The organism is Winogradskyella marincola, assembly GCF_029624125.1.
In the GTDB taxonomy this organism is placed as follows: Bacteria; Bacteroidota; Bacteroidia; order Flavobacteriales; family Flavobacteriaceae; genus Winogradskyella; species Winogradskyella marincola.
The window spans coordinates 261,651-285,580 of the sequence record NZ_JARSBN010000005.1 but is presented as its reverse complement, the minus strand read 5'-3'; the positions used below and the strand labels follow the sequence as shown (position 1 = coordinate 285,580).

At 32.3% G+C, this 23,930-nt stretch carries 26 protein-coding genes, 1 tRNA gene and 1 pseudogene; 13 read left to right on the top strand and 15 right to left on the bottom strand.

Features of this window, described 5'->3' with window-relative positions; all coding sequences use genetic code 11:
* Positions 1-61: 61 nt before the first annotated feature.
* Positions 62-472, top strand: coding sequence for a DUF4293 domain-containing protein (locus P7122_RS11245; protein ID WP_278005907.1), 411 nt, complete (start codon positions 62-64; stop codon positions 470-472).
* 63 nt (positions 473-535) lie between these two features.
* On the opposite strand, the gene P7122_RS11240 is transcribed toward P7122_RS11245, so the two are convergent.
* Positions 536-1,027: a metallophosphoesterase family protein gene (locus P7122_RS11240; protein ID WP_278005896.1), complete on the bottom strand. Its 492-nt coding sequence runs from the start codon at positions 1,025-1,027 to the stop codon at positions 536-538.
* Between the two features lie 74 nt (positions 1,028-1,101).
* Here P7122_RS11240 and truA point away from each other — a divergent pair, with 74 nt between their 5' ends.
* Positions 1,102-1,842 (top strand): tRNA pseudouridine(38-40) synthase TruA, encoded by a 741-nt coding sequence (gene truA / locus P7122_RS11235; protein WP_278005895.1) that lies wholly within the window; start codon positions 1,102-1,104, stop codon positions 1,840-1,842.
* Between the two features lie 35 nt (positions 1,843-1,877).
* Positions 1,878-3,650 carry an ABC transporter ATP-binding protein gene (locus P7122_RS11230; RefSeq protein WP_278005894.1) on the top strand — a complete coding sequence of 591 codons (1,773 nt, stop codon included), beginning with the start codon at positions 1,878-1,880 and terminating at the stop codon, positions 3,648-3,650.
* Between the two features lie 85 nt (positions 3,651-3,735).
* Here the strand turns inward: P7122_RS11230 and P7122_RS11225 are convergent, their stop codons facing one another.
* Genes P7122_RS11225 through folP form a run of 4 tightly spaced genes read right to left on the bottom strand, consistent with a single transcriptional unit; the run spans position 3,736 to position 6,828 of the window.
* Positions 3,736-4,533, bottom strand: a complete 798-nt coding sequence (locus P7122_RS11225; RefSeq protein WP_278005893.1) for a DUF3667 domain-containing protein — start codon at positions 4,531-4,533, stop codon at positions 3,736-3,738.
* On the bottom strand, positions 4,534-5,316 hold the full coding sequence (cdaA, locus tag P7122_RS11220; protein WP_278005892.1) for a diadenylate cyclase CdaA: 783 nt from the start codon (positions 5,314-5,316) through the stop codon (positions 4,534-4,536).
* Between the two features lie 33 nt (positions 5,317-5,349).
* Positions 5,350-6,000, bottom strand: a complete 651-nt coding sequence (locus tag P7122_RS11215) for a hypothetical protein (RefSeq protein ID WP_278005891.1) — start codon at positions 5,998-6,000, stop codon at positions 5,350-5,352.
* Positions 6,001-6,828, bottom strand: coding sequence for a dihydropteroate synthase (folP, locus tag P7122_RS11210; protein WP_278005906.1), 828 nt, complete (start codon positions 6,826-6,828; stop codon positions 6,001-6,003).
* A gap of 140 nt (positions 6,829-6,968) precedes the next feature.
* Here folP and P7122_RS11205 point away from each other — a divergent pair, with 140 nt between their 5' ends.
* The 7 genes and pseudogenes from P7122_RS11205 (at position 6,969) to P7122_RS11175 (ending at position 12,220) form a co-directional block, all read left to right on the top strand.
* Entirely contained in the window at positions 6,969-7,511 is a 543-nt protein-coding gene (locus P7122_RS11205; RefSeq protein ID WP_278005890.1) for a DUF1599 domain-containing protein, read from the top strand.
* A 33-nt stretch (positions 7,512-7,544) separates the two neighbouring features.
* A pseudogene (locus P7122_RS11200) lies at positions 7,545-7,898 on the top strand (four helix bundle protein).
* 66 nt (positions 7,899-7,964) lie between these two features.
* Positions 7,965-9,059, top strand: a complete 1,095-nt coding sequence (locus tag P7122_RS11195) for a BT_3928 family protein (protein WP_278005889.1) — start codon at positions 7,965-7,967, stop codon at positions 9,057-9,059.
* 1 nt (position 9,060) lies between these two features.
* Entirely contained in the window at positions 9,061-10,137 is a 1,077-nt protein-coding gene (locus P7122_RS11190) for an ABC transporter permease (RefSeq protein ID WP_278005888.1), read from the top strand.
* Positions 10,138-10,277: 140 nt separating this feature from the next.
* On the top strand, positions 10,278-11,027 hold the full coding sequence (gene tpiA, locus P7122_RS11185) for a triose-phosphate isomerase (RefSeq protein ID WP_278005887.1): 750 nt from the start codon (positions 10,278-10,280) through the stop codon (positions 11,025-11,027).
* Positions 11,028-11,864 (top strand): 50S ribosomal protein L11 methyltransferase, encoded by an 837-nt coding sequence (gene prmA, locus P7122_RS11180; protein ID WP_278005886.1) that lies wholly within the window; start codon positions 11,028-11,030, stop codon positions 11,862-11,864.
* Positions 11,865-11,947: 83 nt separating this feature from the next.
* Positions 11,948-12,220, top strand: coding sequence for an ATP-dependent Clp protease adaptor ClpS (locus P7122_RS11175; protein WP_278005885.1), 273 nt, complete (start codon positions 11,948-11,950; stop codon positions 12,218-12,220).
* Positions 12,221-12,250: 30 nt separating this feature from the next.
* Here the strand turns inward: P7122_RS11175 and P7122_RS11170 are convergent, their stop codons facing one another.
* From P7122_RS11170 to P7122_RS11150, 5 genes are all read right to left on the bottom strand, one after another.
* Entirely contained in the window at positions 12,251-12,520 is a 270-nt protein-coding gene (locus P7122_RS11170; RefSeq protein ID WP_278005884.1) for a heavy-metal-associated domain-containing protein, read from the bottom strand.
* Positions 12,521-12,523: 3 nt separating this feature from the next.
* Positions 12,524-13,930 carry an MBL fold metallo-hydrolase gene (locus P7122_RS11165; RefSeq protein ID WP_278005883.1) on the bottom strand — a complete coding sequence of 469 codons (1,407 nt, stop codon included), beginning with the start codon at positions 13,928-13,930 and terminating at the stop codon, positions 12,524-12,526.
* Between the two features lie 119 nt (positions 13,931-14,049).
* A complete protein-coding gene (locus P7122_RS11160; RefSeq protein ID WP_278005882.1) occupies positions 14,050-14,466 on the bottom strand; it encodes a DUF6691 family protein in 417 nt (138 codons plus the stop codon).
* A gap of 1 nt (position 14,467) precedes the next feature.
* Positions 14,468-15,025, bottom strand: a complete 558-nt coding sequence (locus tag P7122_RS11155) for a YeeE/YedE family protein (protein ID WP_278005881.1) — start codon at positions 15,023-15,025, stop codon at positions 14,468-14,470.
* A gap of 58 nt (positions 15,026-15,083) precedes the next feature.
* Positions 15,084-15,719 carry a Crp/Fnr family transcriptional regulator gene (locus P7122_RS11150; RefSeq protein ID WP_278005880.1) on the bottom strand — a complete coding sequence of 212 codons (636 nt, stop codon included), beginning with the start codon at positions 15,717-15,719 and terminating at the stop codon, positions 15,084-15,086.
* Between the two features lie 84 nt (positions 15,720-15,803).
* On the opposite strand from P7122_RS11150, the gene P7122_RS11145 reads away from it, so the two are divergent.
* Positions 15,804-15,877, top strand: a tRNA-Arg gene (locus P7122_RS11145).
* 83 nt (positions 15,878-15,960) lie between these two features.
* Here the strand turns inward: P7122_RS11145 and P7122_RS11140 are convergent.
* Entirely contained in the window at positions 15,961-16,413 is a 453-nt protein-coding gene (locus P7122_RS11140) for a pyridoxamine 5'-phosphate oxidase family protein (protein ID WP_278005879.1), read from the bottom strand.
* A gap of 158 nt (positions 16,414-16,571) precedes the next feature.
* Here P7122_RS11140 and P7122_RS11135 point away from each other — a divergent pair, with 158 nt between their 5' ends.
* Positions 16,572-17,474, top strand: coding sequence for an anti-sigma factor (locus tag P7122_RS11135; protein ID WP_278005878.1), 903 nt, complete (start codon positions 16,572-16,574; stop codon positions 17,472-17,474).
* Positions 17,475-17,590: 116 nt separating this feature from the next.
* On the opposite strand, the gene P7122_RS11130 is transcribed toward P7122_RS11135, so the two are convergent.
* Positions 17,591-17,743 carry an SsrA-binding protein gene (locus P7122_RS11130; RefSeq protein ID WP_278005877.1) on the bottom strand — a complete coding sequence of 51 codons (153 nt, stop codon included), beginning with the start codon at positions 17,741-17,743 and terminating at the stop codon, positions 17,591-17,593.
* A gap of 614 nt (positions 17,744-18,357) precedes the next feature.
* On the opposite strand from P7122_RS11130, the gene P7122_RS11125 reads away from it, so the two are divergent.
* Complete coding sequence (locus tag P7122_RS11125) at positions 18,358-20,313, top strand: endonuclease (RefSeq protein ID WP_278005876.1); 1,956 nt, start codon at positions 18,358-18,360, stop codon at positions 20,311-20,313.
* An 82-nt stretch (positions 20,314-20,395) separates the two neighbouring features.
* Here P7122_RS11125 and P7122_RS11120 read toward each other — a convergent pair whose 3' ends face one another.
* From P7122_RS11120 to P7122_RS11110, 3 genes are read right to left on the bottom strand one after another with little or no spacing between them, the layout of a single operon-like run.
* The gene (locus P7122_RS11120; protein WP_278005875.1) at positions 20,396-22,507 is read right to left on the bottom strand and encodes a M56 family metallopeptidase; all 2,112 of its coding nucleotides are present in this window, start codon (positions 22,505-22,507) and stop codon (positions 20,396-20,398) included.
* Between the two features lie 2 nt (positions 22,508-22,509).
* The gene (locus P7122_RS11115) at positions 22,510-22,869 is read right to left on the bottom strand and encodes a BlaI/MecI/CopY family transcriptional regulator (RefSeq protein ID WP_278005874.1); all 360 of its coding nucleotides are present in this window, start codon (positions 22,867-22,869) and stop codon (positions 22,510-22,512) included.
* 13 nt (positions 22,870-22,882) lie between these two features.
* On the bottom strand, positions 22,883-23,884 hold the full coding sequence (locus P7122_RS11110) for a TlpA disulfide reductase family protein (protein ID WP_278005873.1): 1,002 nt from the start codon (positions 23,882-23,884) through the stop codon (positions 22,883-22,885).
* Between the last annotated feature and the right edge of the window lie 46 nt (positions 23,885-23,930).

Genomic DNA, 23,930 nt, shown 5'->3' with positions numbered 1-23,930 from the left:
AATTTCTATCTTTTTAAAAAATAAACTGCTAATTTTGCAACGCAATTTTTTAATTGAAGATATGATTCAGCGCATACAAACACTTTATTTATTTTTATCTGTTGTTATTTCGGCAGGACTAATATTTGTGTTTCATTTGTGGACTAACACAGAAGATGTAAAAGTTTTTGCAGCAAATGATTATTTGTATTTAAGCTTGTTTTTAGCTTCTGCTTTATTATCTTTAATCGCGATTTTTAGTTTTAAAAATAGAAAGTCTCAATTTGTAATGGGACGAGTGAATATAATATTAAACTTTATTTTACTAGGAATCTTTGTATATCAATCTCTAAATATATCTGGAGAAACGAATGTTTCTGAGAAAGGTATTGGGATTCTTCTTCCTATTTTTTCTATTGTGTGTTTAGTCTTGGCAAACAAGGCTATTAAAAAGGACGAAGATCTTGTAAAATCTGTAGATAGATTACGATAGAACCTAAAATCTTAGTAGTATTAGTGCGAAAAACCCAGACGCTGCCGTCTGGGTTTTTCATTTTTATCTGTCAAATTCTATAACTTCTAAGTCTTTAATATTTTTACCTTCTATATTAAATCGTAGCATGGTTCTTTTTTGATGAAATCCATGTTTGCCAACAGCACCAGGATTCATGTGTAAAAGATTTAGTTTTTTGTCTGGCATTACCTTTAGAATATGAGAATGACCACAAATAAATAAATCTGGTGGGTTATTTTGAAGTGCTTCTTTAACCCAGCTATTATATTTTGGAGGATATCCTCCGATATGAGTGATGTAAACATCAACCTCTTCGCATTGAAAACGAAGATTCAAAGGGAATTCGGCTCTTGCTTTGGTGTCATCAATATTGCCATAAACTGCTTTTAGTGGCTTGTATTTTTTTATTTCGTCTGTTACTTTTAAATCTCCAATGTCACCAGCATGCCACACTTCATCAGCTTGCTTTACGTATTTTATAATAGTGTCATCAATGTAACTATGTGTGTCTGATAAGAGCAGTATCTTTTGCATTAAGATAATATTGTGATTTTAACTAACGATTCTATGTATCTTTGTGACTTTAAAAAGCAAAAATAGCCAATCTTTTGAGATATTTTTTAGAGTTGTCATACAATGGTAAAGCCTATCATGGTTGGCAAAATCAGCCAAATGCTATTTCGGTACAAGAAGTTATAGAAAAAGCGTTGAGTACTATTCTAAAGGAAAAAATAGATATTGTCGGTGCAGGTAGAACAGATGCAGGCGTACACGCGTCTCAAATGTTTGCCCATTTTGATTTTGATAACCCAATTAAACCTGAAGATTTAACTTATAAGTTAAATTCTTTTTTGCCTAAAGATGTTGCAATACAAGATGTTTTTAGTGTTAACGCTGAGGCACATGCAAGGTTTGATGCCTTAAGTAGAACATATCATTACAGAGTTTCAACTTTAAAAAATGTGTTTGATTATGATTATTCATATCAAATGCATTTGCCTTTAGATATTGATGCTATGAACAAAGCTTGTAAAATCTTATTTGAGTATAACGATTTTCAATGCTTTTCTAAAAGTAAAACAGATGTAAAAACGTATAATTGTGATATTATGGAAGCTATTTGGGTACAAAACGGATCTGAACTACTGTTTACCATAAAAGCTAATCGTTTTTTAAGGAATATGGTGCGAGCCGTTGTTGGTACAATGGTTAATGTAGGTTTAGGAAAATTAAAGCCTGAAGATTTGCATCAAATAATAGAGTCAAAAGACAGAGGTAAAGCTGGTTTTTCAGTTCCGGCACATGGATTATATTTGGTGCGTATTGCATACCCAGAAAATATTAGATAAGAATAAACATTTATAGGGCTAATTTTGGCTTAAAGATGGCAGAAAAAAATAAAAAGAAAATATTCGATACATCGCTTTTTAAGCGATTACTACATTATATAAAGCCTTACAAAACAGTATTTATAATTTCTTTAGTCTGTGTTGTAGGTTTAGCTGTTTTTGGTGCGCTTAGACCAAGGATTTTAAAAGATGCAATAGATGTAAAAATAGCTAACAAAGAGTATGGTGGTTTCATGTTTTATATGGGTATTATGCTGGTGCTTCTTGTTTTGGAAGTAGTGTCTCAGCTACTATTTATCTATTATGCAAGTTGGCTTGGACAGTCTGTTGTAAAAGATATACGTGTAAAACTTTTTAAGCACATTCTAAAGTTTAAAATGACCTACTTTGATAAATCTTCTGTAGGAGTTTTAATTACCAGAGCTGTAACCGATATGGAACGTATTGCAGATATTTTTGGGCAAGGTTTGTTTATGATATTTAGTGATATGCTAAAGATGTTAGTTGTTGCAGTGTTTATGGCATTTATTAACTTAAAATTGAGTTTGATTGTTTTTGCAACGATGCCTATTATTATAGTTGCTACTAAAATTTTTCAGAAGTATATGAAACGTGCTTTTGAAGATGTACGTACAGAAGTATCTAACCTTAATTCTTTTGTGCAAGAGCGTGTAACAGGAATGAAAATTTTACAGTTGTTTACGCGAGAGGCAACAGAATACAGGAAGTTTAAAGCTATAAACGAGCGTCATAAAAAAGGATGGTTAAAGACTGTTTGGTACAATTCTATTTTCTTTCCTATTGCAGAATTTGTGTCTTCACTTACAATGGCTTTGGTTATTTTGGTAGGTGGTTTTACAGCTTTAAATGTTGGAGCGACTACAACTTTAGGGGATCTTATTTCTTTTACCATGTTTATTCCAATGCTATTTAGGCCGTTGTATCAAATAGCTAACAAATTCAATACATTACAAATGGGAATGGTAGCTGCTGATCGTGTTTTTAGAGTTTTAGATACGACTTCTAATATTAATGATCATGGTACTATTGAAGCCAATCATTTTAATGGTAAAATAGAATTTGATAATGTTAGATTTTCTTATATTAAAGATGAAGAAGTCCTTAAAGGAGTTTCGTTTAATGTTGAAGCAGGTGAAACTGTGGCTATTGTTGGTGCAACAGGAGCTGGTAAATCTACCATAATTAATTTATTGAACCGTTTTTATGAAATAGATTCTGGTCATATTAGAGTGGATGGCACAGACATAAAAGATATGACTCTAAGCTCGTTGAGAAATCAAATAGCAGTAGTGTTACAAGATGTGTTTTTGTTTGCAGATACTATTCTAAACAACATTACACTAAATAATGAATACATCACAGAAGAGGATGTAGTCTCGGCAGCTAAAGCTATTGGTATACACGATTTTATAACAAGTCTGCCAGGTGGATACCACTACAACGTAAAGGAACGTGGTGTTATGTTATCTTCAGGTCAACGTCAGTTAATTTCGTTTTTAAGAGCTTATGTTACCAATCCTAGTATTTTAATTTTAGATGAGGCAACATCATCTGTAGATTCGTATTCAGAGCAATTAATACAAGATGCTACAGATACAATTACTAAAGGAAGAACATCAATTGTAATTGCGCATAGATTAGCGACTATTCAACAAGCAGATAAAATTATTGTTATGGATGCTGGGCAGATTGTCGAAATGGGAACACACAAATCTTTACTAAAAAAGAAAGAAGGGTATTATAAAAACCTTTACGAAGTTCAGTTTTTAAAAGCCGAAGCAATATAGCTTATAGTAGGTTTTTTAATATTTTTCTAAAGCATACCACTTAAATATAACACCACATTTGTTGTTATATAATATATAGGAAATATCAAGGGTTAAGCTGTCCTGTGGAAATTAAATAAATAACAACTACTACAGTTATTGCAAACAGAATTATACCAAATACAATCATATATAAAATGTAGGCTATAAAGTATCTAATAAAGGCGTCTATAAATTTTGTAGAATAGAGTTTTTTAAAGACATAAGCTCCATAAACTATTAGAGGCAAAGTAATTATTATAGATATAAAAAGGTAATCTTTAATACCAAAGAGAGCCATCAAAATATATACAAAAAAGCTAATATAAATTGTTTGAGCTGTTAGATACAAATTAATTACAAGGTGCTCTGTGTAGTTATATTTGGGTTTGTTTAGATAAATCAGCCAAGTACCAATAGCAATAAAAGGCATAAAAAGCGAAAAGAAAACACCTTGATAATTATTAAAAACATCAGGGAAATTTTCAAACAGATTTTTATTTCCGTTTCCAGCCATTTTAAAACTTTCATCAAAAGCTGAACTTTGAGATTCAATAAATTCAGGAAAAAAGTTTTTCAGAATAAACATTTGAAAACCTAAAACCGTAAGTGAAATAGCGTAGTAGGTAACAACATTTAAGTGTGTTTTTCTTTGTCCATTTATAAAGCCATCAATGACCTTATCTGGTTTAGTGAATAGAGAAATAAATGTTTTTAAAAACTTATTGTCAATAGATAAAAACTGCTCGTTTAATTGTTTTATGAGCACTTTAGGTGTCAGGCGATTGTTAATCACTTTTGCACCACACTCATCGCAATACTTCTGAGTGTCCTTAAGCGTGTTATTGCAATTTTTACAGTTCATTTAGTTTAAGTCTTCTTTAATCTTTTTTACAAGATCATCTGTGTCTTTAAACATCACAAATTCACCATTTTTAATGTAAGATAATTGCCCTGTTTCTTCACTCACAGCAATGGCAAGAGCATCTGTTTTTTCGGTAATACCAATCGCAGCTCTATGTCTCAGCCCAAAACGCTCAGGTATATGTTTTTCGTTGTTAACAGGTAAAATCACACGTGTGGCTTTTACCACATTTTTATCAATAATAATAGCACCATCGTGCAACGGACTGTTTTTAAAAAAGATACTTTCAATAATAGGTTGAGAGACCAAAATATTCATCTCATCACCAGTGTTAGTTAAAAAGTCAAGGTTATTGTTGCGTTCAATAACAATTAATGCTCCAGTGTTTGTAGCACCCATTTTATTGCAAGCCGTTATAATTGCATCGACATCTGTAGAGGTTTGGTCGTCGTTTTTTAAGAATTTAAAATTTTTGAAAATCCCCTTTTTACCACCAATATTTGTTGAGCCTACGAGCAATAAAAACTTTCGGATTTCGGGCTGAAAAACTACAATAAGTGCAATAATACCAACCTTCATAAAACCATCAAAAATGCTGTAAAGCATCTGCATTTGCAGGTAGTCTGTAAGTCGCCAGGCAAAATAAATAATAAGAATACCAATAAAAATATTGATAGCAACTGTGCCTTTTACAAGCTTGTAGATGTAATAGAGTAGAATAGCCACTAGGAAAACATCTACAAAGTCTATAAATCTAAATTCCCAAAGTTGTAAGTTTTCCAAAGTTAGTGCTTTTTGCTAATTTAATAATTTATGTTAATAAATGAATTCGTTATTAGATATACTATTTTGAAAAGTAGCTAAGTTGTTTTTAATTGTAATGTAATCTTGAAAACTTAAAGATTCATTAAAGCTCATAATAAGTTTGATCGATTCACCAAATTCAGATTTTAAAATTGGTAATACTGAAGAAAAGTTTTCCTTTGAAAAACTAATATTTAAATTTGCAGAGCTTGAAAAGGTTATTTCTTTCAAGCTATTAACTGTCATTATACATGTCTTGTAGTCTTGTGATATTTCACTTGAATTAGAATAATTCACATCAGAAAACTCAACAAACCCCAAATTCTTAATACTTTTATCATTACAAGTAAAGTAATTCTTTGCGGCTTCATTCTTATGCATAGAAGCTTTTTTACGTTTATCTTGTAGATATTGAATATGAGGAATAGCTTGTTTTAACGTTAAACGCTTATCTACATTAACTAGCCAGTTTGTTGTGCCAATAAGGTTTTTTCTGTTAAAAAGCGTTGAGTCAGGTTGTGTTTCATCATAAAAAATGTAAGCATGAGAGACATCTAAAACTTCAGTGATTTCTGCACTTTCAATTTTTGGTAGTTCTAATACACGCTCGTTGTTGCAGTTTAAAAATGCAGTTACCAATAAGAGATATAAAAGCTTTTTCATTTATTTCTGCTTTAATTGATTAAATAGAGTGACACACTCCATAGCTTCTTTTACATCGTGCACTCGTAAGATTTTTGCACCTTTTTGCAACGCAACCATGTGTAAAGCAGTTGTGCCATTAAGTGCATTTTCAGAAGTTGTATTTAATGTTTTATAAATCATAGATTTTCTAGAGACACCTGCTAAAATGGGTTTGTCCACAATTTGCAATAACTCCATATTGTTGAGGAGCTCGTAATTTTGTTTTGTTGTTTTAGCAAAACCAAAACCAGGATCTATAATAATATCGTTGATTTTTGCAGCATGCGCTTTTGCAATACGTTCGGCAAAATAGCTGTTAATGTCTTTAATTAAATCGTCATAATCGGTTTGCTGCTGCATGGTTTCAGGATTTCCTTTCATGTGCATCATTATGTAAGGCACACCAAGTTGTCCAACGGTTTCAATCATGTTGTCGTCTAAATGACCAGCCGAAATATCATTAATGATTGCCGCTCCAGCTTCAATACTTTTTTTTGCAACTTCACTTCTAAACGTGTCAATAGAAATTAGGGTTTCAGGATAATGCTTCAGAATAAGTTGTACAACAGGCACCACACGACTTAATTCTTCAGCTTCACTTACGTAATCTGCTCCTGGACGCGAACTGTAACCACCAATATCTACAAAAGCAGCACCTTCGTTAAGTATCGTTTCAACCTGATTTAGAATTGATTTCTCGTCTTTGTATTGTCCACCATCATAGAAAGAATCTGGTGTTACGTTAAGGATTCCCATCACTTTGGGAGTAGAGATGTCAATAAGTTGGCCTTTGCAGTTTATGGTCATGCTAGAGTTGTAAAATTTCATTTTAAAAAAGCCAAAGTTAACATATTCATAAACTTTTAAGTCCGAAATAAATGAATGGATACAGAACTTTGAACTTTAAACTAAATAAGCGAAATTTACAGAAATTTTTACGGAATTATATGCAAGATACATCAAAACAATACAATGCTGTTATAGAAAAGTGCAGAACACTTTTTGTAAATAAAATGAGCGATTACGGAAGTGCATGGAGAATATTAAGATTACCATCGCTTACCGATCAGATTTTTATAAAAGCACAACGTATTAGAGGGTTACAAGAAAACGATGTAAGAAAGGTTGATGAAGGTGAAGTAAGTGAGTTTATAGGTATCATTAACTACTGTGTTATGGCATTAATTCAGTTAGAAAAAGGTGTTGTAGAGCAGCCAGATATGGATACGGAAGAAGCAACAAAATTCTATGATGAAAAAGTGGCACTCACTAAAGAATTAATGATGAACAAAAATCATGATTATGGTGAAGCTTGGAGAGATATGCGTGTAAGCTCGTTAACCGATTTAATTTTACAAAAACTATTGCGTGTAAAGCAGATTGAAGACAACGCAGGTAAAACCATTGTAAGCGAAGGTATAGATGCTAATTATCAAGACATGATAAATTATGCTGTTTTTGCAATGATTCATCTTGGTGAAGGTGAATAAATTTCAAATTACAAAAACTAAATTCCAAAAGATTTGGGAAATTATAAGATTTATAATTTAGAAGAGAGAACTTTTGTTTTTGCAAGAGATTGTCGTTTTTTGGTAAGGGATTTAAAAAATACAATTTCTAATATAGAAGATGGTAAACAATTGGTGAAATCTTCGGGTTCTGTTGGGGCAAATTATATTGAAGGAAATGAAAAACTCGGTGATAAAGATTTAAAGTTTAGATTGAAAATCTAAAGAAAAGAAGCTAAGGTGAGTGAATATTGGTTAAGGCTATTGAAAGAGTTAAACGAAAACGAAAATGATAGGATTGAAAATTTAAGAAGGGAAGCTAATGAAATTAGAAAAATACTCTCGGCTATTATTAACAAGTTAAAATAAAAGAAAAAATTAAATCTTTAATTAATTGTTTGGAATTTAGTTTTTGATTTTTGGAATTTAATATTTATGAAATACATCACACACATAAGCAGAATATTAGTTGGAGTTTTATTTATAATCTCAGGATTTATAAAGCTTAACGATCCGTTAGGATTTTCTTATAAACTGCAAGAATATTTTGGATCAGACGTACTAAATATGGAATTTATGATTCCGTACGCCTTATTGCTTTCTGTTTTTGTTGTAGTTTTTGAGGTTGTTTTAGGTGTGTTTTTACTCATTGGTTACAAACCAAAATTTACAGTTTACAGTTTGTTGGCAATGATAGTGTTCTTTACATTTTTAACCTTTTATTCAGCATATTTCGATAAAGTCAAAGACTGTGGTTGTTTTGGTGATGCATTAAAATTAACACCTTGGGAAAGCTTTACTAAAGATGTCATTTTATTAGTGTTGATATTGATTTTGGTAGCAGGTTTAAGACATATAAAACCACTATTTACCAAATTACCAACAACTGTAATTGCGCTACTTAGTTTTATTGTATCGTTATGGTTTGGTTACCATGTGTTAATGCATTTACCAGCTATAGATTTTAGAGCTTATGCAATCGGTAAAAACTTACCAAAACAAATGGAAATTCCAGAAAATGCAGCAAAACCAGTTTTAGAATATACATGGACATTTAATGTTAATGGTGAAGAAAAAGAGTTTGTGACCAACGGAAGTTATCCAGCTGTAGAAGGCGAGTATGTTGGTGTTGAAACAAAGACAATAGATGAAGGTTATGTGCCACCAATTCAAGATTTTTCTATTGAGTCTGAAGATGAAAACCTAACGACTTATTTTATGGAAAAAGATAAGCTGGTAATGGTTGCAATGTACAATATTACAACTGCCGAGTCAGATGGTGTTGCTAAATTAAAGACCTTTACAGACCAGGCTATTAAAAAAGGATATACTGTAATTGGCTTAACCTCTTCTGGTGAAACCGAAAAACAAAACGTAAAGCAAGATTACAATCTTAATTTTGATTTTTATCTATGTGATGAAAAAGTGGTTAAAACAATTGTCCGTGCAAATCCAGGTATCGTTGTTTTGGAAAAAGGAACAGTTGTAAATAAAGCACACTGGAATGATATTGAGGATATAGAGCTTTAATTTGATAAGATACTTCGTAAATAAACTATTCTATGCATTCATCACCTTATTAGGTGTAGTTACTGTTATTTTCTTTTTATTTACCATTCTTCCAGGTGATCCTGCAAAGATGATGTTGGGTCAAAATCAATCTGCTGAGCAAGTTGAAGCTGTTAAGAAAAAATATGGTTTTGATAAACCAATCGGAACACAGTTTTTGTACTACTTAAATGATTTATCTCCAGTGTCATTTCACTCTAATAACACAGAAGATTATACGTTTTTAAGCACTAATAAGTATAATGCAGCAAGGTTATTTACAATCGGAAATACTACAACGGTTGTAAAAACACCTTACTTAAGAGAATCCTTCACCAAGCAAGGCAAAAAAGTAACAGATGTTATTGGTGAAACTATTCCAAATACCTTTGTTTTGGCAGTCTCAGCCATTACAATAGCCATAATTCTTGGTATTATTTTCGGAATAATTTCAGCATTATATAGAGATACATGGATAGATAAAACCATACAAGTGTTAAGTACGTTTGGTATGAGTGTACCATCTTTTTTTAGCGCAATTCTGTTTGCATGGTTGTTTGGTTTTGTGTTGCACAAATACACCAATTTAGAAATGACAGGTAGCCTTTACGAATTAGATGATTTAGGTGAAAAAATGACCATAAAATGGAAAAATTTGATACTTCCTGCTATTGTTTTGGGTATTCGTCCGTTGGCTGTCGTTATTCAACTCATGCGTAATTCGCTACTAGATGTAATGAGTCAAGATTACATAAGAACCGCAAGAGCAAAAGGATTAAGCGAGTTTAAGGTGATAAAAAATCATGCTGTAAAAAATGCTTTAAATCCAGTAGTAACTGCAATTTCAGGATGGTTTGCTTCTATGCTAGCAGGAGCTGTTTTTGTAGAGTACATTTTTGGGTGGAATGGACTCGGAAAAGAAATAGTTAATGCGCTTAACACTCTAGATTTACCAGTGATAATGGGATCGGTTTTAGTCATTGCAATCGTCTTTATAACCATTAATATTTTAGTAGATATTATATACTCATGGTTAGACCCAAGGGTAAAACTCTCTTAACAAATAGATGATGTTTGTCTTCTGCTGATATGCATTATTATCTTATTTTTGTAATTCAAAATTTTAATAATAAAACTAATAAAATTCCTTCCTGAAGTTTATGCTGAGCGTAGACGAAGTAGGAAGGTTAGGATGGGCTTATGAGAAAACATATTGTTGCTGGTAACTGGAAAATGAATAATGATTTATCGCAAACTGAAGCTTTAATTAATGCTATAAAAAAGCAGGTAAAAACTTCGGATGCAGAGGTGATGATAGCGCCAACATTTACCAACCTTTGGCAAGCCTTTCAATCGACTAAAGACTACGATGTAGAAGTTATAGCACAAAATATGCACTTCGCAGAAAATGGAGCTTATACAGGAGAAGTGAGTGCTTCAATGTTAAAAAGTATAGGTGTAAATACTGTAATATTAGGTCATAGTGAGCGTAGAGCTTATTTTAATGAAACAGATGAAACCTTAGCAAAAAAGGTTGATACAGCATTAGAAAACGAAATGAGAGTTATTTTTTGTTTTGGCGAAGAATTAGCAGATCGTAAGTCAGGAAAAGAAGAAACTGTTGTAGAAGATCAAATTAAAAACGCATTATTCCATTTAGAAGCAGATGCTTTTAAGCAAATTGTTTTAGCATACGAGCCAGTTTGGGCAATTGGTACAGGTGAGACAGCAACACCAGAACAAGCACAAGATATGCATGCATTTATTAGAAAAACATTAGCAGCAAAATATGGTGCTGAAGTTGCAGATTCTGTGTCTATCTTATATGGAGGAAGTGTAAAGCCAAATAATGCTCAAGAAATTTTTTCTAAACCAGATGTAGATGGTGGTCTTATTGGTGGAGCTTCGCTTAAGGCTGAAGATTTCTTTGCAATAGTAAATGCATTTTAAATGAAAAACCCAATTTACATAGGTTACGAGTTTAAGGTAGAACCACTTCAACCTGCTACAGAAATATTAATTGCTGAACTCGGTTATGCTGGGTTTGAAAGTTTTGTAGAAGATTCTGAAGGTGTTACTGCTTACATTCAAAAAGAGGATTGGAATGCTTTTATTCTAGATGACATTCAGATCCTTAATTCTGAAGAATTTAAGATTACTTATGAGTTTGATGAAATAGAGCAAACCAACTGGAATTCAGAATGGGAAAAGAATTTCAATCCAATAGTTGTAGACGATTTGGTAACTGTACGTGCTCCATTTCATGATAAACCAGATACAAAATTCGACCTCATTATAGAGCCAAAAATGAGTTTTGGTACAGGTCATCATGAAACCACACATATGATGATTCAGCATATTTTAAAAAATGATTTTAAAAATAAATCGGTTTTAGATATGGGTTGTGGTACTGGTGTTTTGGCCATTTTAGCAGAAAAAGTAGGTGCTACAAAGCTAGATGCTATAGATATAGATAATTGGTGTTACCTTAATAGTTTAGAGAATGTAGAGCGAAATGATTGCGAACATATTTCGGTATACGAAGGTGATGTAAAGCTTTTGGAGAATAAACACTACGATACAATTATAGCTAATATTAACAGAAATATTCTATTAGCAGATATACCAAGTTATACTAAGTGTTTGAATGCTAACGGAGAGTTGTATCTGAGTGGTTTTTACGAAGAAGACGTGTCTTTGTTAGAAGACTTATGCAACAAGCACATGTTAAAATTGAAAGAAACAATAAAAAGAGGAGATTGGGTATCTTTAAAATTCATAAATTAGATAAATAAATCATGCTTTGCAGGTTTTGATGAGGCATATGATTGATTTAGTACAGAGAAATCTTACTCCAAGCATATACAACTATGACGAAAGAAAAATTATTAGAAGAACTCCTTGTTGAAGAAGAGGTAATAAAACAAAATGAGATTGTTTTATTTAATGACGATGTTAATACCTTTGATCATGTAATAGATACACTAATCTACGCTTGCGATCACACACCAGAACAAGCAGAACAATGTTCTATTATTGTTCATTATAAAGGTAAGTGTACCGTAAAAACAGGTGCTTACGAAGATTTAAAACCAAGATGTTCTAAGCTCTTGCAAGCAGGACTTAGTGCAGAAATCGTATAAAAAATAAAATCCCTCAATCGAGGGGTTTTTTTATTTTGTAATTCTTCCTACAGCGCAACTTACAAAAGATTTAGCCTTTTTAGGAAGTGAGTTTTGCTCGCCAACAATTGGGTAGCCCAAGTTTGAAAGCCTTACTTTAACTGCTTCTAAATCTTCATTAGAATTGAAATTAAAGCTGACTAGATTTTTGTAGTTGTTTACTGTAACTTCAGAGATACCATTTAGTTTAGACAATTGTGTTGTTATGGTGTTAGCACAACCTCCACATTTTAAATTTTGAATTTCTATAGTCGCTTCCATAGTTTAAAGTGTAGAAGGACAAACAAAATCAGTTGTAGGTAAATCAGTTTTTTTAATAGCGCCAAAACCACCAGCAATATCTACCAGATTATGATAGCCTCTAGCTTTTAGAATAGAAGCCGCAATTACAGAACGGTAACCACCTGCACAATGTACGTAGTAAGTTTTGTCCTTTGCAATTTGGTCCATCTGATTGTTAATGTAATCTAGAGCAAAATGTTGAGCGTTTTCAAGATGCATACTTTTGTACTCTCCATCCTTACGAACATCTAGAATATTAAGGTTATCGGCTTTTGCTCTTTTAGAAAATTCTTCGGCAGATATAGACTCTAATGTATCTATATCTTTCCCTGAAGTTTTCCATGCCTCAATACCACCTTTAAGATAACCCAATGTATTGTCATAGCCTACACGAGATAATCTAGTAACAGCTTCTTCAGATTTTCCTTCTGGTACAACAAGTAAGATAGGTTGCTTTATATCTGTAATTAAAGCACCAACCCAAGGAGCAAATTGTCCGTTTAATCCTATAAAAATTGAGTTAGGTATGTGTCCTTTAATAAAATCAGACTGTGGTCTTACATCTAAAACAAGAGCAGATTCATGATTGGCTAAAGCCTCAAATTCTTCTGGAGTTAAAGGGTTATTTCCTGTTTTTAAAATATCATCAAAGGTGTTATAGCCAGTTTTATTCATCATAGCATTCTTAGCAAAGTATTGTGGTGGTGGTGTAATACCGTCTAACACTTCGTCTATAAATTCTTCTTTGGTCATGTTTTCACGTAGAGCATAATTTGTTTTTTTCTGCTCTCCTAAAACACCAACAGTTTCTTTGCTTAAGTTTTTGCCACAAGCTGAACCTGCACCATGAGCAGGATACACAATAACATCGTCTGCCAATGGCATAATTTTTTCTCTTAAAGAGTTATATAACATACCAGCTAAATCACGTTCGGTAAGATCTGATTTTATGGCTAAATCTGGTCGACCAACATCACCTAGAAAAAGGGTGTCTCCAGAAAAAATAGCATGGTCTTTTCCGTTTTTATCTTTTAGCAAATACGTTACAGATTCTAGTGTGTGTCCTGGTGTGTGTAGTACTTTTATAGTGAGCTCACCAAGCTTTAATTCTTCGCCATCAGTAGCAGAATGAATATTGTATTCTGTTTTTGCGCCAGGACCAAAAACGATAGTAGCTCCTGTTTTTTTAGCTAAATCTACATGGCCAGAAACAAAATCTGCATGAAAGTGTGTTTCTAAAACATACTTAATTTTTGCATTATTAGCGTCTGTTTTATCAATGTATTGTTGAGTTTCTCTTAAAGGATCTATGATTGCAACTTCTCCTTCAGATTCTATATAATATGCGCCTTGGGCTAAACATCCTGTATATAATTGTTCTATTTTCATAAGTCAATATTTTTAATTTATACTAAGAGAAGTGAGTTTTTTATCACACTCTTTAAATTTATGCTAAATTATAAAAGCAAAAAAAATCTTATTGTATTATTTGTTACATAAGTGCTTCATTAATGAGGAAGCTTATCTTTTAAAATGCCGTATAAAAACGTTCCCACTAGTGCTCCAAAAATAACGATGAGTATAGAAAATGCACCTGTACCAACGAGAATGTACATTGGTCCAGGACACGCTCCACTAAGTGCCCAACCTAAACCAAATATACTGCCGCCAACAATATACCTCACAAGACCTTTGTCTTTTAAAGGCACGTGTAAGCGTGTGCCTTGTATCGTTTTGAGATGAGTCTTTTTTGCAATTAATAATAATATGATGCCTGTGAAAACGGCAGAAGCTATAATACCATACATGTGAAAAGATTGAAACTTAAACATCTCATAGATACGATACCACGAAACGGCTTCAGACTTTACTAATACAATTCCGAAGAATATTCCAACTAAAAAAAACTTTAAAAACTTCTTCATATTAAAACAGTATTGGGAATATTAAATGAATCATTATTAAACCACCAATAAAGAATCCGACAACAGCGATTAAAGAGGGTAGTTGTAGGCTGCTTAGACCTGTAATAGCATGGCCAGAGGTGCAACCACCTGCGTATCTTGTACCAAAACCAACAAGCAAGCCTCCTATAAGGAGTATAGATATACCTTTAAAACTTAACACATTTTCCCAGGCAAATAGCTCAGGAGGTAAGAGGCTATCTCCAGCATTTTTAAAACCAAGCTGGTTTAAATCTGTAATAGTCTCAGCACTTAGATTAATATTGGTTGGGTCTGAAAGAAGAAAATGAGCAATAAAACCTCCGCAAACAGCGCCAAGCACAACAATTAGATTCCATCGTTGGCTTTTCCAATCAAATTTAAAGAAGTCAGAATATTTGTCTGCACCACCAATTGCACATATAGTTCTTAAGTTAGAAGACATGCCAAAGGTTCTTCCAAAGTAGAGTAGTAAAAACATAACAATAGCAATACTTGGTCCAGAAATGTACCATGGCCAAGGCTTTAAAATGTATTCCATAAAATTTATTTTAAGGCAAAAATAGAACTCTTAATTTAGGTCTCTGTTACATAAGTTACTAAAATTCTAGAACAGATATTTTATTTCTACCGAGTTTGATTTTGCTTTCTTTTTCTAACTGTTTTAGTAGTCTGGAGATAACCACTCTAGATGTATGCATATCTTCAGCGATTTCCTGATGTGTAATTTCTAGAGAAGGAGAGGAAGAAAGTTTTACTTTGTCTTTTAGGTATTTTAGTAAGCGCTCGTCCATTTTCATAAATGCGAGAGTATCAATAGTCTCTAGCATTTCGTCAAAGCGAGTTTGGTAACTTTGTAGTATAAAGTTTCGCCAGCTTTCGTTGTTGTGGTACCAAAGGTACATCTTGTCTATAGGAATCATAATGAGCTTAACATCTTCATCGGCTACAGCTCTAATCTTGCTAGCTGATTTAGACATGCAGCATGTAAGAGACATAGCGCATGTGTCTCCAGATTCTAAAACATAGAGTAGTAGTTCGCTCCCTTCATTATCTTCTCTTAGTACTTTGATGTTACCTTTTATTAAGAGCGGAACGTATTTTAGTTCCTCTTTAATATCAATAATAATATCGTTTTTTTTAAAGGTTTTTATGTTAGCAATTTGAGATATATTGCTAATAATTTCTTCATCAAATAAATAAGAAAAAGGATCTAAAATGTCTTTTGTAACCATGTTTCAAAAATACTAATTACAATTTTGAAAAAATAGTTTGGTTGGTTTTTAATAATTATATTATATTTGCACCCACTTTAAAACGGCCTCGTGGCGCAACTGAATAGCGCATCTGATTACGGCTCAGAAGGTTACAGGTTTGAATCCTGTCGAGGTCACAACAAAAAGCAAGCAAATTATGCTTGCTTTTTTTATATCTTCTATTTAACTCAATTATAATCTTGCTGAGTATTTGTGAAATTTAAGACTTTACCTTGCCTGTAATATCATCAATGTTTAGAAGAAATACAATTGGAGTTTCCATGTTAAATGTTTTGCTAGAAAACTGACTGATATAGTCTAAGTCTTTGTGTTCTTTTTTTAAGACAAGGTTTTTAATGCCTAAAGAAAATTCGTGTAAGTAAAGTTTAGAGGTGCTTCCTTCGGCTTCTTTATACTGACCGTGTACCATTACAGATTGCCACTTGTTATTGCTGTAGATATCTGTAACAGTCATAGATATTGATGTGTGTCTTCTCATAGATCTAATTTTGTGTCCATTACCAGAGTAGCAAATAATGTAGTTTTCTTCATCATTATAATAATAGGTAATAGGAATAGTATATGGCCTGTTACCACTGATGTAAGATAAATATCCTATGTAATTGTTTTTTAAAATCTCTGAGGATCGTTTGTGTTCTAAATTCTTAATCATAACAATAGGTTTTATTTTATAAGTTACTAACTAAGATGTTGTTTTTTAATGATTTTGGTCAGTTTTGAAAAAAAAATGAGCAACTGTTAGCTGGCTAACATTTTAGAAAATAGTGGTGTGCTAGATTTGTTGTAAGAAATTTTAAAAAACAACAAGCGATGATTAAAAAAACATTTTTAGGATTAATGGCATTAAGTTTATTTGCTGTATCCTGTAGCAATGACGACGATAATAACACGTCAACAACGTCAGATTTAACTTTAAATCTTCAAGGTTTAGAAGCATTAGGAAATGATTATGTTTACGAAGGTTGGATAATAGTAGATGGCCAGCCAGTAAGTACAGGTACTTTTTCTAGTGTTTCTTTTCCGCAAACATTTCCTGTTAGTACGGCACAATTAGAAAATGCTACAACATTTGTATTATCAATTGAGCCAGCAATTGATCCAGATCCTGCGCCAGCAGCTACTAAACTATTAGCTGGTGATTTTTCCGGTAATGTTGCAAACGTTAATTCAGATAATATTGTAGTTGGTTCAGGAAGTACTATCTCTACATTAGGAGCTTCAACAGGAAAATATATTTTGGCTACTCCTACAGATATGGATGATACAAATGAAGCTAGCGGAGTTTGGTTTTTGGATAACACAAATGCACCAAATCTTGTTGCAGGTTTAAGTTTGCCAACTTTGGCTGATGGATGGAAATATGAAGGTTGGGTTGTGTTTGATGGTACACCAATAAGTACAGGAACATTTACAAGCGCAGATTCAGCAGATGATAATGCAACAACATCATTATTTAAAGGAGATGCCGGAAATGGCCCAGGATATCCAGGTGAGGATTACTTACAGAATGCTCCAGCCGGATTATCATTTCCAACAGACTTAAAAGGACGAACAGTTGTTATTTCCGTAGAGCCATATCCAGATAATAGTAGTGCACCATTTACATTAAAGCCATTAGCACATATGGTACCAGCAAATGCAATGGATCATACAGTTATAGATATGGGAGATGGTCCTGTTGAAACTATAATGGGATCTGTAACAAGAAACTAAAAATATAAAAACAGGAATGTGTTTTTAAACAATTTTCAATTTGAAAAAGAGAATTTACCGCTAAAGCGATAGATTAAATTGAGTTTTGAAAAGGCTGCCAATAGGCAGTCTTTTTTTTAGTCTAAAGCATTTTTGGTAATATACACACGCCAGCCAATTATAGCTAGTTGAAGCTTTGTGGCCTTGCTAAGATCTAATTGTCTTTTTGAATAGCTGGGAAGAAGCGCCTTGTTGATTTTTGCAATAATCTTAAAGATAGATTTCTTCATTAGATGGCTAATTACATTTTTTAATCCTTTTTGACTTTGGTAAAAATAGTAAAACTTATTCTAGAACTAAGTTTTACTCGTTTTTTGATTGATTGTTTTTTTGTTTACACCCTCTTTATTGTAAGGAGTGTTGATTAGTTGGATTTAGAATATCGAAAATATAATATCGATAATCAGTTTTGCTAAAGTCATCATATTTTTTTTGGTTTAGAGGTTAATATTTGATTTAAATTCTTGATTGAGTTTTCAATATATATCGGCAAACAATAGTCTTCCAAACGTTTTTATAAAAATCGACGAATTTGCATTTACATTTATAACTAAAAAGATGAAATATATTACTAAATTATGTGACTTGTCTTTATTGAAGTTTATAATTGTAATCTTAAAATTAATTTAAGGTTACATATTTATATGTTTGTAGAGGGTTTTTGGGTTGGTTTTTTAAATCGTAGAGGCATTTTGTCTTTAAAACACTAAAATTTTAACTTTTCATCTTTTGAGAGTTTTATTTTATGGGTAGTGCTTATGTGTTTTTTCAACTGATTTTTCTAAATAATTTTTAATTAACATTAATAGTTTTTTTTACCACTATCTTTGAAAAAAATTAAAGTATGAAACGTTTTTTAATAATCTTGGCATTATTTCTTTTTCATAATGCTTGGAGTCAAGTGTTAATTATTAATGAGCTAGATCCGGATTCTCCGAGTACAGATACAGAAGAGTTTATTGAGTTAAAATCTCAAACACCAAATTTTTCTACAGATGGTTATATTTTGGTATTCTTTAACGGATCTTCTAGTGGTGCAGACTCTAGCTACATGGTAATTGATTTAGATGGTTACCAAACAGATAATAATGGGTTGTTGGTAATAGGTAGTGAAGGAGTTTACCCATTTCCGCAATTATTAATATCAGAAAATGCTATACAGAATGGTGCTGATGCTGTTGGTATTTATCAGGCTTCCGTTAATGATTTTCCAGAAGGTACTCTGGCAACACAGACTAACCTTATAGATGCTATGGTTTATGGAACAAATGATTCTGATGATACAGGTTTATTAAATTTACTTGGAGAAACCATTCAGCACAACGATACTGGTACTAATGCTAATCCTAAGTCCATCCAGCGTTTTGTTGATGAAATGGATAATGAAACCTTTGCATCTGCAACACCAACACCAAGACGTGAAAATGATGGTTCTGGTATAGCGATAAACCCAATTCAGATATCAGTTGCAGAAACGCAATTTGATGAAGGAGCGTCTTTTGATATTACATTTACTGCAGAAAGTAATGTAGCTTCAGATTTAAACTTTACCATTAGTCTTAATAATTATGGGTTTAATACTTCAGATTATACAGGGAATACCAGCTTAACGATTTTAAGTGGAACCAATTCAACATCCACAACAATAACGCTAACAGATGATTCTGATGATGAAGGCGATGAGGTATTGAGAATTCAGTTTTCAGATTTAGAAGAGCCAATTGTTCCAGGAAATAATTTTGTAGAGGTAAGAGTAGTGGACAACGATTTTACAGTTGCAGCTTGGGGAACGCCAACAAATCCTACCTCAGGAATTGTACAAAGTACGCAGCCAGATGGTTATTATGATAGCTTAGATGGTTTGTCTGATTTGGCCTTGAGACAAGCTTTGCAAGATATAATTGCAGATCCTAGCGTTGTAAGAGCGCAGACTTATGCTGATATCATAGATATTTTAAAAGAAGCCGATCAAAACCCAGCCAACAGCAATCAGGTTTGGCTACTGTATACCGAAGAAGGTAGAGCAAAGTTAGATATACAGACAGGAAGTAGTAATGCTGGTAAATGGAATAGAGAGCATACTTTCCCGAGATCAAGAGGTGGTTTTGATGATATTGAAGAAGATGAAATTGCTGATGGAGTAGATGTGTTTTGGACAACAGAGGCAGATTCTTTACGTCACGGAAACTCAGATGCACATGCTCTACGAGCAGTAGATGCGGTTGAGAATAGTACTCGCAATAATCAGCATTATGGACAATATATTGGTCCAAGTGGTACTTTAGGTAGTTTTAGAGGCGATGTGGCGCGTAGCGTTTTGTATATGGAAATTAGATATAATGGATTAGAAGTTGTAAATGGTTATCCATCAGCAACTGGTCAATTAGGTGATTTGGCAACATTATTAGATTGGCATAGAAACGATCCGCCAGACGATTTTGAAATGAATAGAAACAACGTAGTATACACATGGCAGTTTAATAGAAACCCGTTTATAGATCAACCTAATTTGGTGGAATATATTTGGGGAAATAATGTAGGCGAAGTTTGGGATCAACCGCTTAGTTTGGATGAAAATGAATTGCAAAATGTTTCGTTATACCCAAACCCAACGTCTGGAAGATTGCACATAAATTCAGCCAATGCAGTAAATGTTGAGGTGTATTCTGTGGAAGGTAAGCGATTAAGACAATATAATGCTGTAGATAGTTATGTGGATTTAGATTTAGCTTCTGGTTTGTATTTAGTAAAACTAACCAACAGCAAAGGCTTTTTAACCAAAAAGATAATAATAGAATAATAGATTATATAAACTGAAATAAAAAAAAGCCAAACTCAATATTGATGTTTGGCTTTCTCCGTTTTGATTGATTGATGAAACTTTAATCTTTTTTGGTTTTTATAATAATGACACCATTTTTTGCTTTGTCTCCATACTTGTCTGTTGCAGACTTATCTTTAAGGACCGTTACAGACTCAATGTTTTTGGGTTTTATAGTTATAAACTTATCTTTAGAGACTTCCTTATCGTCTATAATGTATAAAGGATCTTTGCCACTAGATGTTGAAATAAGTATATTTTCATCGTCAAATGCATTTTGAATGATAATTATATCTTCTTCTTTGCTTATATCGTCATTACTTATCCATACATTGTTTCCGCTTTTTTCTTCTAAAATAACGTCAACGTCATCATCCTCTGAAATTACTTCTAGAGTTTTTACGCTTTTGTTTTTGTCCACCACAACATACAAGGTGTTGTCTTTAGCTTGGTTAACTTTCTCTTTGCTAACTACAAACACATTATTACTGTTTCCTGTTTTTTGAATTTTGTGCTTACCACCATCTTCAGTTTTTATGATGTAAGAATGCTTTTTTGTTTTGTGATCTTCGTTGCCAATTGTAATAGTGTTGTGCTCTTTGTCTAAAGCAATGTGTATTGGTTCTATGGCTTCATCATCAGAACTTATTTGATATTTGGTACTTGAGTTTTTGGATTTTGCTTCAATTTTTATAGCTCTAATTTCGCCTTTTTTATTGCGCTTAATCCCTTTTATTTTTAAGGTAACACCTTCTTTTTTAAGCTTTTCTTTTATGCTTTCTAGTTCAGTATCTGTCGTGTTTTTATTTATTGTTGTTATGATAACCTCTTTTTCTGAAGCAATTGACTCTTGCTTTACTTTTTGTTTTTCAGACTTAGCAGATTTCGGTTTTTCTTCTTTTTTAGTTGAAAGCTCTTCATGTTGCATGCCAAGAGATTTCATTTTAGAGATAGCTCTTTTTTGTAGCGCTCTGTAGTCGGATTCATTTTGTTTTTTGTCAATATCAAAATGAAAACTAGCATTTTGAGGACTGCCAACATAGCCAGCATAATCATCAAAAAACTCTTTGTAAATAATAAAATCTTCAATTGGAGTTTCTGCATTTCCGCCTCCATAGCTACGATTGTAGAATTTTACAAAAACATCAATAAGCTCATCATTAGAGTTTCGTTTTATTTGGCTAAATACAAGTGTTCCTCCTTTGTCTTCAATCGCTTTAGACATAGCTTTTAATTCCAAGTCTGTTGTGTTTTTGGTGACTAAAAACTCAAGCGTTTCATTTCTGTTTTCTGTTGTGATGGTATTGTTTACATACACTTTTTCAGTGTTCATACTCATTAATAAACCTGCTAAAAGTGGAAGAATTAATAAGTACCTCCATTGTTTTTTACGGTGAGATTTAGATGTGTGTAACATAATGATTCGTTTTTTGATTTGTGAATTATAGAAATTATTTGATAATGAAGTATTAGTGTTGTGTATACTGGTTTTTAGTAGTAAATGCTGATAAGCTTTTTCGTTTTTTGTAGTAGACTGCGTTTCACGATCAGCGATATATTCCAGATTTTGATGCACTTCTTTTTTGTAGAACCATATCAATGGATTGAACCAAAAGATTACGCATGCTAGTTGAGAAAAAAGAACGTCTAAAGAATGCATTTGGTTAACGTGCACTTTTTCGTGCATTAATATGAGCTCTAATTCTTCGTTATTAAAGTCTTTAGGATTAAAAACAATCCATTTAAAAAATGAGAATGGTGATATTTTATGATTAACGGTTACATAGGTATATATACCTTCTTTGTTTTTAGGATTTTTGATTAGTAACCATATTAAAGACCCAAACTGAAATAAAAACTGAAGGAATAAAATGCCAAAACCTATGGCATAAATAATTGGTAACAATGATGACCATTCAAATTGCTTTTCTGTAATAATATTACTTGGTGAGGTGATAGCTACATTATTTGTTTGAAAAGAAATTTCTGGCGAAGCTACTGTTTCTACAGGAATATAAATAGGAATGACAACAAGCGGAAATACTAATGCTAACACCAAACCAATAATTAAAAACCAGCGGTTATGATTAAAGAAAGTTTCTCGTTTTAATAACAACTGAAAGCATATATAGAATACGCAAATAACAGCTGATGCTTTTAATAGATATTCCATGGTTACTTTTTGTTTTCTATAATTGCAATAATCTCCTTTAGTTCGTCAACACTAATTTTTTCCTCTTTAGCAAAAAAGGACACCACGTTTTTATAAGAACTGTTAAAGTAGTTTTCAATAGCAGTATTCATAAAACGTTTTTTGTAATCTTCCTTAGAAACAATAGGGTAGTATTGATGTGTTTTTCCGTAAGCATTATAACTCACATACCCTTTTTCTTCCAAGTTTCTAATTATGGTAGATAAAGTGTTGTAGTGTGGTTTATCTGTTTCTATTTCTGCCAATACATCTTTTACAAAAGCTTTTTCTAGCTTCCATAAAATATGCATTATTTCTTCTTCTTTGTTAGTGAGTTTTTGCATTTTCTATTAGTTTTTAATCACCTATTAATTCTATAATCTTATTGTTTAATTTTTCACCTCTCAAGTTTCTACCTACAATAATTCCTTCTTCATTAATTAAAAAGTTATCAGGAATTCCATTAATACCATAAATCAATGAAGCCTTATCAGATCGTTTTAGGTCACTTACATGAATCCATGCTAGTTTGTCTGTCTCTATTGCTTTTATCCATTTTTCTTTATCGATGTCATGTGAGACTGCAAAAATTTCAAACCCAAAAGAATTGAACCTATTGTAAGTTTTTATAAGATTTGGATTTTCTTTTTTGCATGGAGCACAATTTGAACTCCAAAACTCTAATAGGGTTAGTTTACCTAAATTATCGGATAGCTTTAGTGTTTTACCGGTTGTGTTTTTCATTTCAAAATCGACATAATAATCGCCAATTCTTGGATTCTTATTTAGTTCTATAAAAGAAGCGATTTCTTTACCGTAAAGTGTATTTTTATTTTCTAAAGAAAAATTATTAAAAAGCTTTTCGGTTGTTTCTTTTCCCCAAGTCGTAGAATATGTGGCTAAAATGTTTGCGCTTACAATACTATTAGGGTTATTGTTGATGAATTTTTGTTCAATTTCACGTTGTTCTTTACTATGAGGTTCAACCTCTTTTACTAGGTTGTATAGTTTTTGGCTTAATGTTTCTGATTCTGATCCAGTGATTTTAGCATTTCTAAAATCTGTATTGCTGGCATCAAAAGTCATGTCATCATTCTCCAACCAAATAAATCTGTAATGAGAAAAGTCTTTTGTTCGTAAGATTCCTGTAACAATAGGTTCAGGTAAATTCCTTTCGAATGCAAATTTATTATCAACTACAATAGTAGAGTCTAATATATTATGAGATTCAATATCAAGGAACAATAAAGTTCCATCTTCAATGCTATTGGTAGTGCCAGTTAATGAAAACTTTATTTGCTTTTCCTCCTTGCAAGATAAGCAAAGAGTTATTAAGAAAAGTATTGTGATTTTTCGCATTTAAAAATGTGTTGATTTAAGTTCTTAGATTCAAATATAACTATTT

What these genes read in the sequence shown, in the direction of transcription:
- P7122_RS11205 (WP_278005890.1), top strand. Translation starts at nt 6,969, where the DNA reads ATGCAAGATACATCAAAACAATACAATGCTGTTATAGAAAAGTGCAGA.
- P7122_RS11155 (WP_278005881.1), bottom strand. Translation starts at nt 15,025, where the DNA reads ATGGAATACATTTTAAAGCCTTGGCCATGGTACATTTCTGGACCAAGT.
- P7122_RS11160 (WP_278005882.1), bottom strand. Translation starts at nt 14,466, where the DNA reads ATGAAGAAGTTTTTAAAGTTTTTTTTAGTTGGAATATTCTTCGGAATT.
- P7122_RS11170 (WP_278005884.1), bottom strand. Translation starts at nt 12,520, where the DNA reads ATGGAAGCGACTATAGAAATTCAAAATTTAAAATGTGGAGGTTGTGCT.
- prmA (WP_278005886.1), top strand. Translation starts at nt 11,028, where the DNA reads ATGAAAAACCCAATTTACATAGGTTACGAGTTTAAGGTAGAACCACTT.
- folP (WP_278005906.1), bottom strand. Translation starts at nt 6,828, where the DNA reads ATGACCATAAACTGCAAAGGCCAACTTATTGACATCTCTACTCCCAAA.
- P7122_RS11175 (WP_278005885.1), top strand. Translation starts at nt 11,948, where the DNA reads ATGACGAAAGAAAAATTATTAGAAGAACTCCTTGTTGAAGAAGAGGTA.
- P7122_RS11110 (WP_278005873.1), bottom strand. Translation starts at nt 23,884, where the DNA reads ATGCGAAAAATCACAATACTTTTCTTAATAACTCTTTGCTTATCTTGC.
- P7122_RS11135 (WP_278005878.1), top strand. Translation starts at nt 16,572, where the DNA reads ATGATTAAAAAAACATTTTTAGGATTAATGGCATTAAGTTTATTTGCT.
- P7122_RS11115 (WP_278005874.1), bottom strand. Translation starts at nt 22,869, where the DNA reads ATGCAAAAACTCACTAACAAAGAAGAAGAAATAATGCATATTTTATGG.
- tpiA (WP_278005887.1), top strand. Translation starts at nt 10,278, where the DNA reads ATGAGAAAACATATTGTTGCTGGTAACTGGAAAATGAATAATGATTTA.
- P7122_RS11245 (WP_278005907.1), top strand. Translation starts at nt 62, where the DNA reads ATGATTCAGCGCATACAAACACTTTATTTATTTTTATCTGTTGTTATT.
- P7122_RS11230 (WP_278005894.1), top strand. Translation starts at nt 1,878, where the DNA reads ATGGCAGAAAAAAATAAAAAGAAAATATTCGATACATCGCTTTTTAAG.
- P7122_RS11165 (WP_278005883.1), bottom strand. Translation starts at nt 13,930, where the DNA reads ATGAAAATAGAACAATTATATACAGGATGTTTAGCCCAAGGCGCATAT.
- P7122_RS11240 (WP_278005896.1), bottom strand. Translation starts at nt 1,027, where the DNA reads ATGCAAAAGATACTGCTCTTATCAGACACACATAGTTACATTGATGAC.
- P7122_RS11125 (WP_278005876.1), top strand. Translation starts at nt 18,358, where the DNA reads ATGAAACGTTTTTTAATAATCTTGGCATTATTTCTTTTTCATAATGCT.
- P7122_RS11225 (WP_278005893.1), bottom strand. Translation starts at nt 4,533, where the DNA reads ATGAACTGTAAAAATTGCAATAACACGCTTAAGGACACTCAGAAGTAT.
- P7122_RS11120 (WP_278005875.1), bottom strand. Translation starts at nt 22,507, where the DNA reads ATGGAATATCTATTAAAAGCATCAGCTGTTATTTGCGTATTCTATATA.
- P7122_RS11130 (WP_278005877.1), bottom strand. Translation starts at nt 17,743, where the DNA reads ATGAAGAAATCTATCTTTAAGATTATTGCAAAAATCAACAAGGCGCTT.
- P7122_RS11140 (WP_278005879.1), bottom strand. Translation starts at nt 16,413, where the DNA reads ATGATTAAGAATTTAGAACACAAACGATCCTCAGAGATTTTAAAAAAC.
- P7122_RS11215 (WP_278005891.1), bottom strand. Translation starts at nt 6,000, where the DNA reads ATGAAAAAGCTTTTATATCTCTTATTGGTAACTGCATTTTTAAACTGC.
- P7122_RS11195 (WP_278005889.1), top strand. Translation starts at nt 7,965, where the DNA reads ATGAAATACATCACACACATAAGCAGAATATTAGTTGGAGTTTTATTT.
- P7122_RS11150 (WP_278005880.1), bottom strand. Translation starts at nt 15,719, where the DNA reads ATGGTTACAAAAGACATTTTAGATCCTTTTTCTTATTTATTTGATGAA.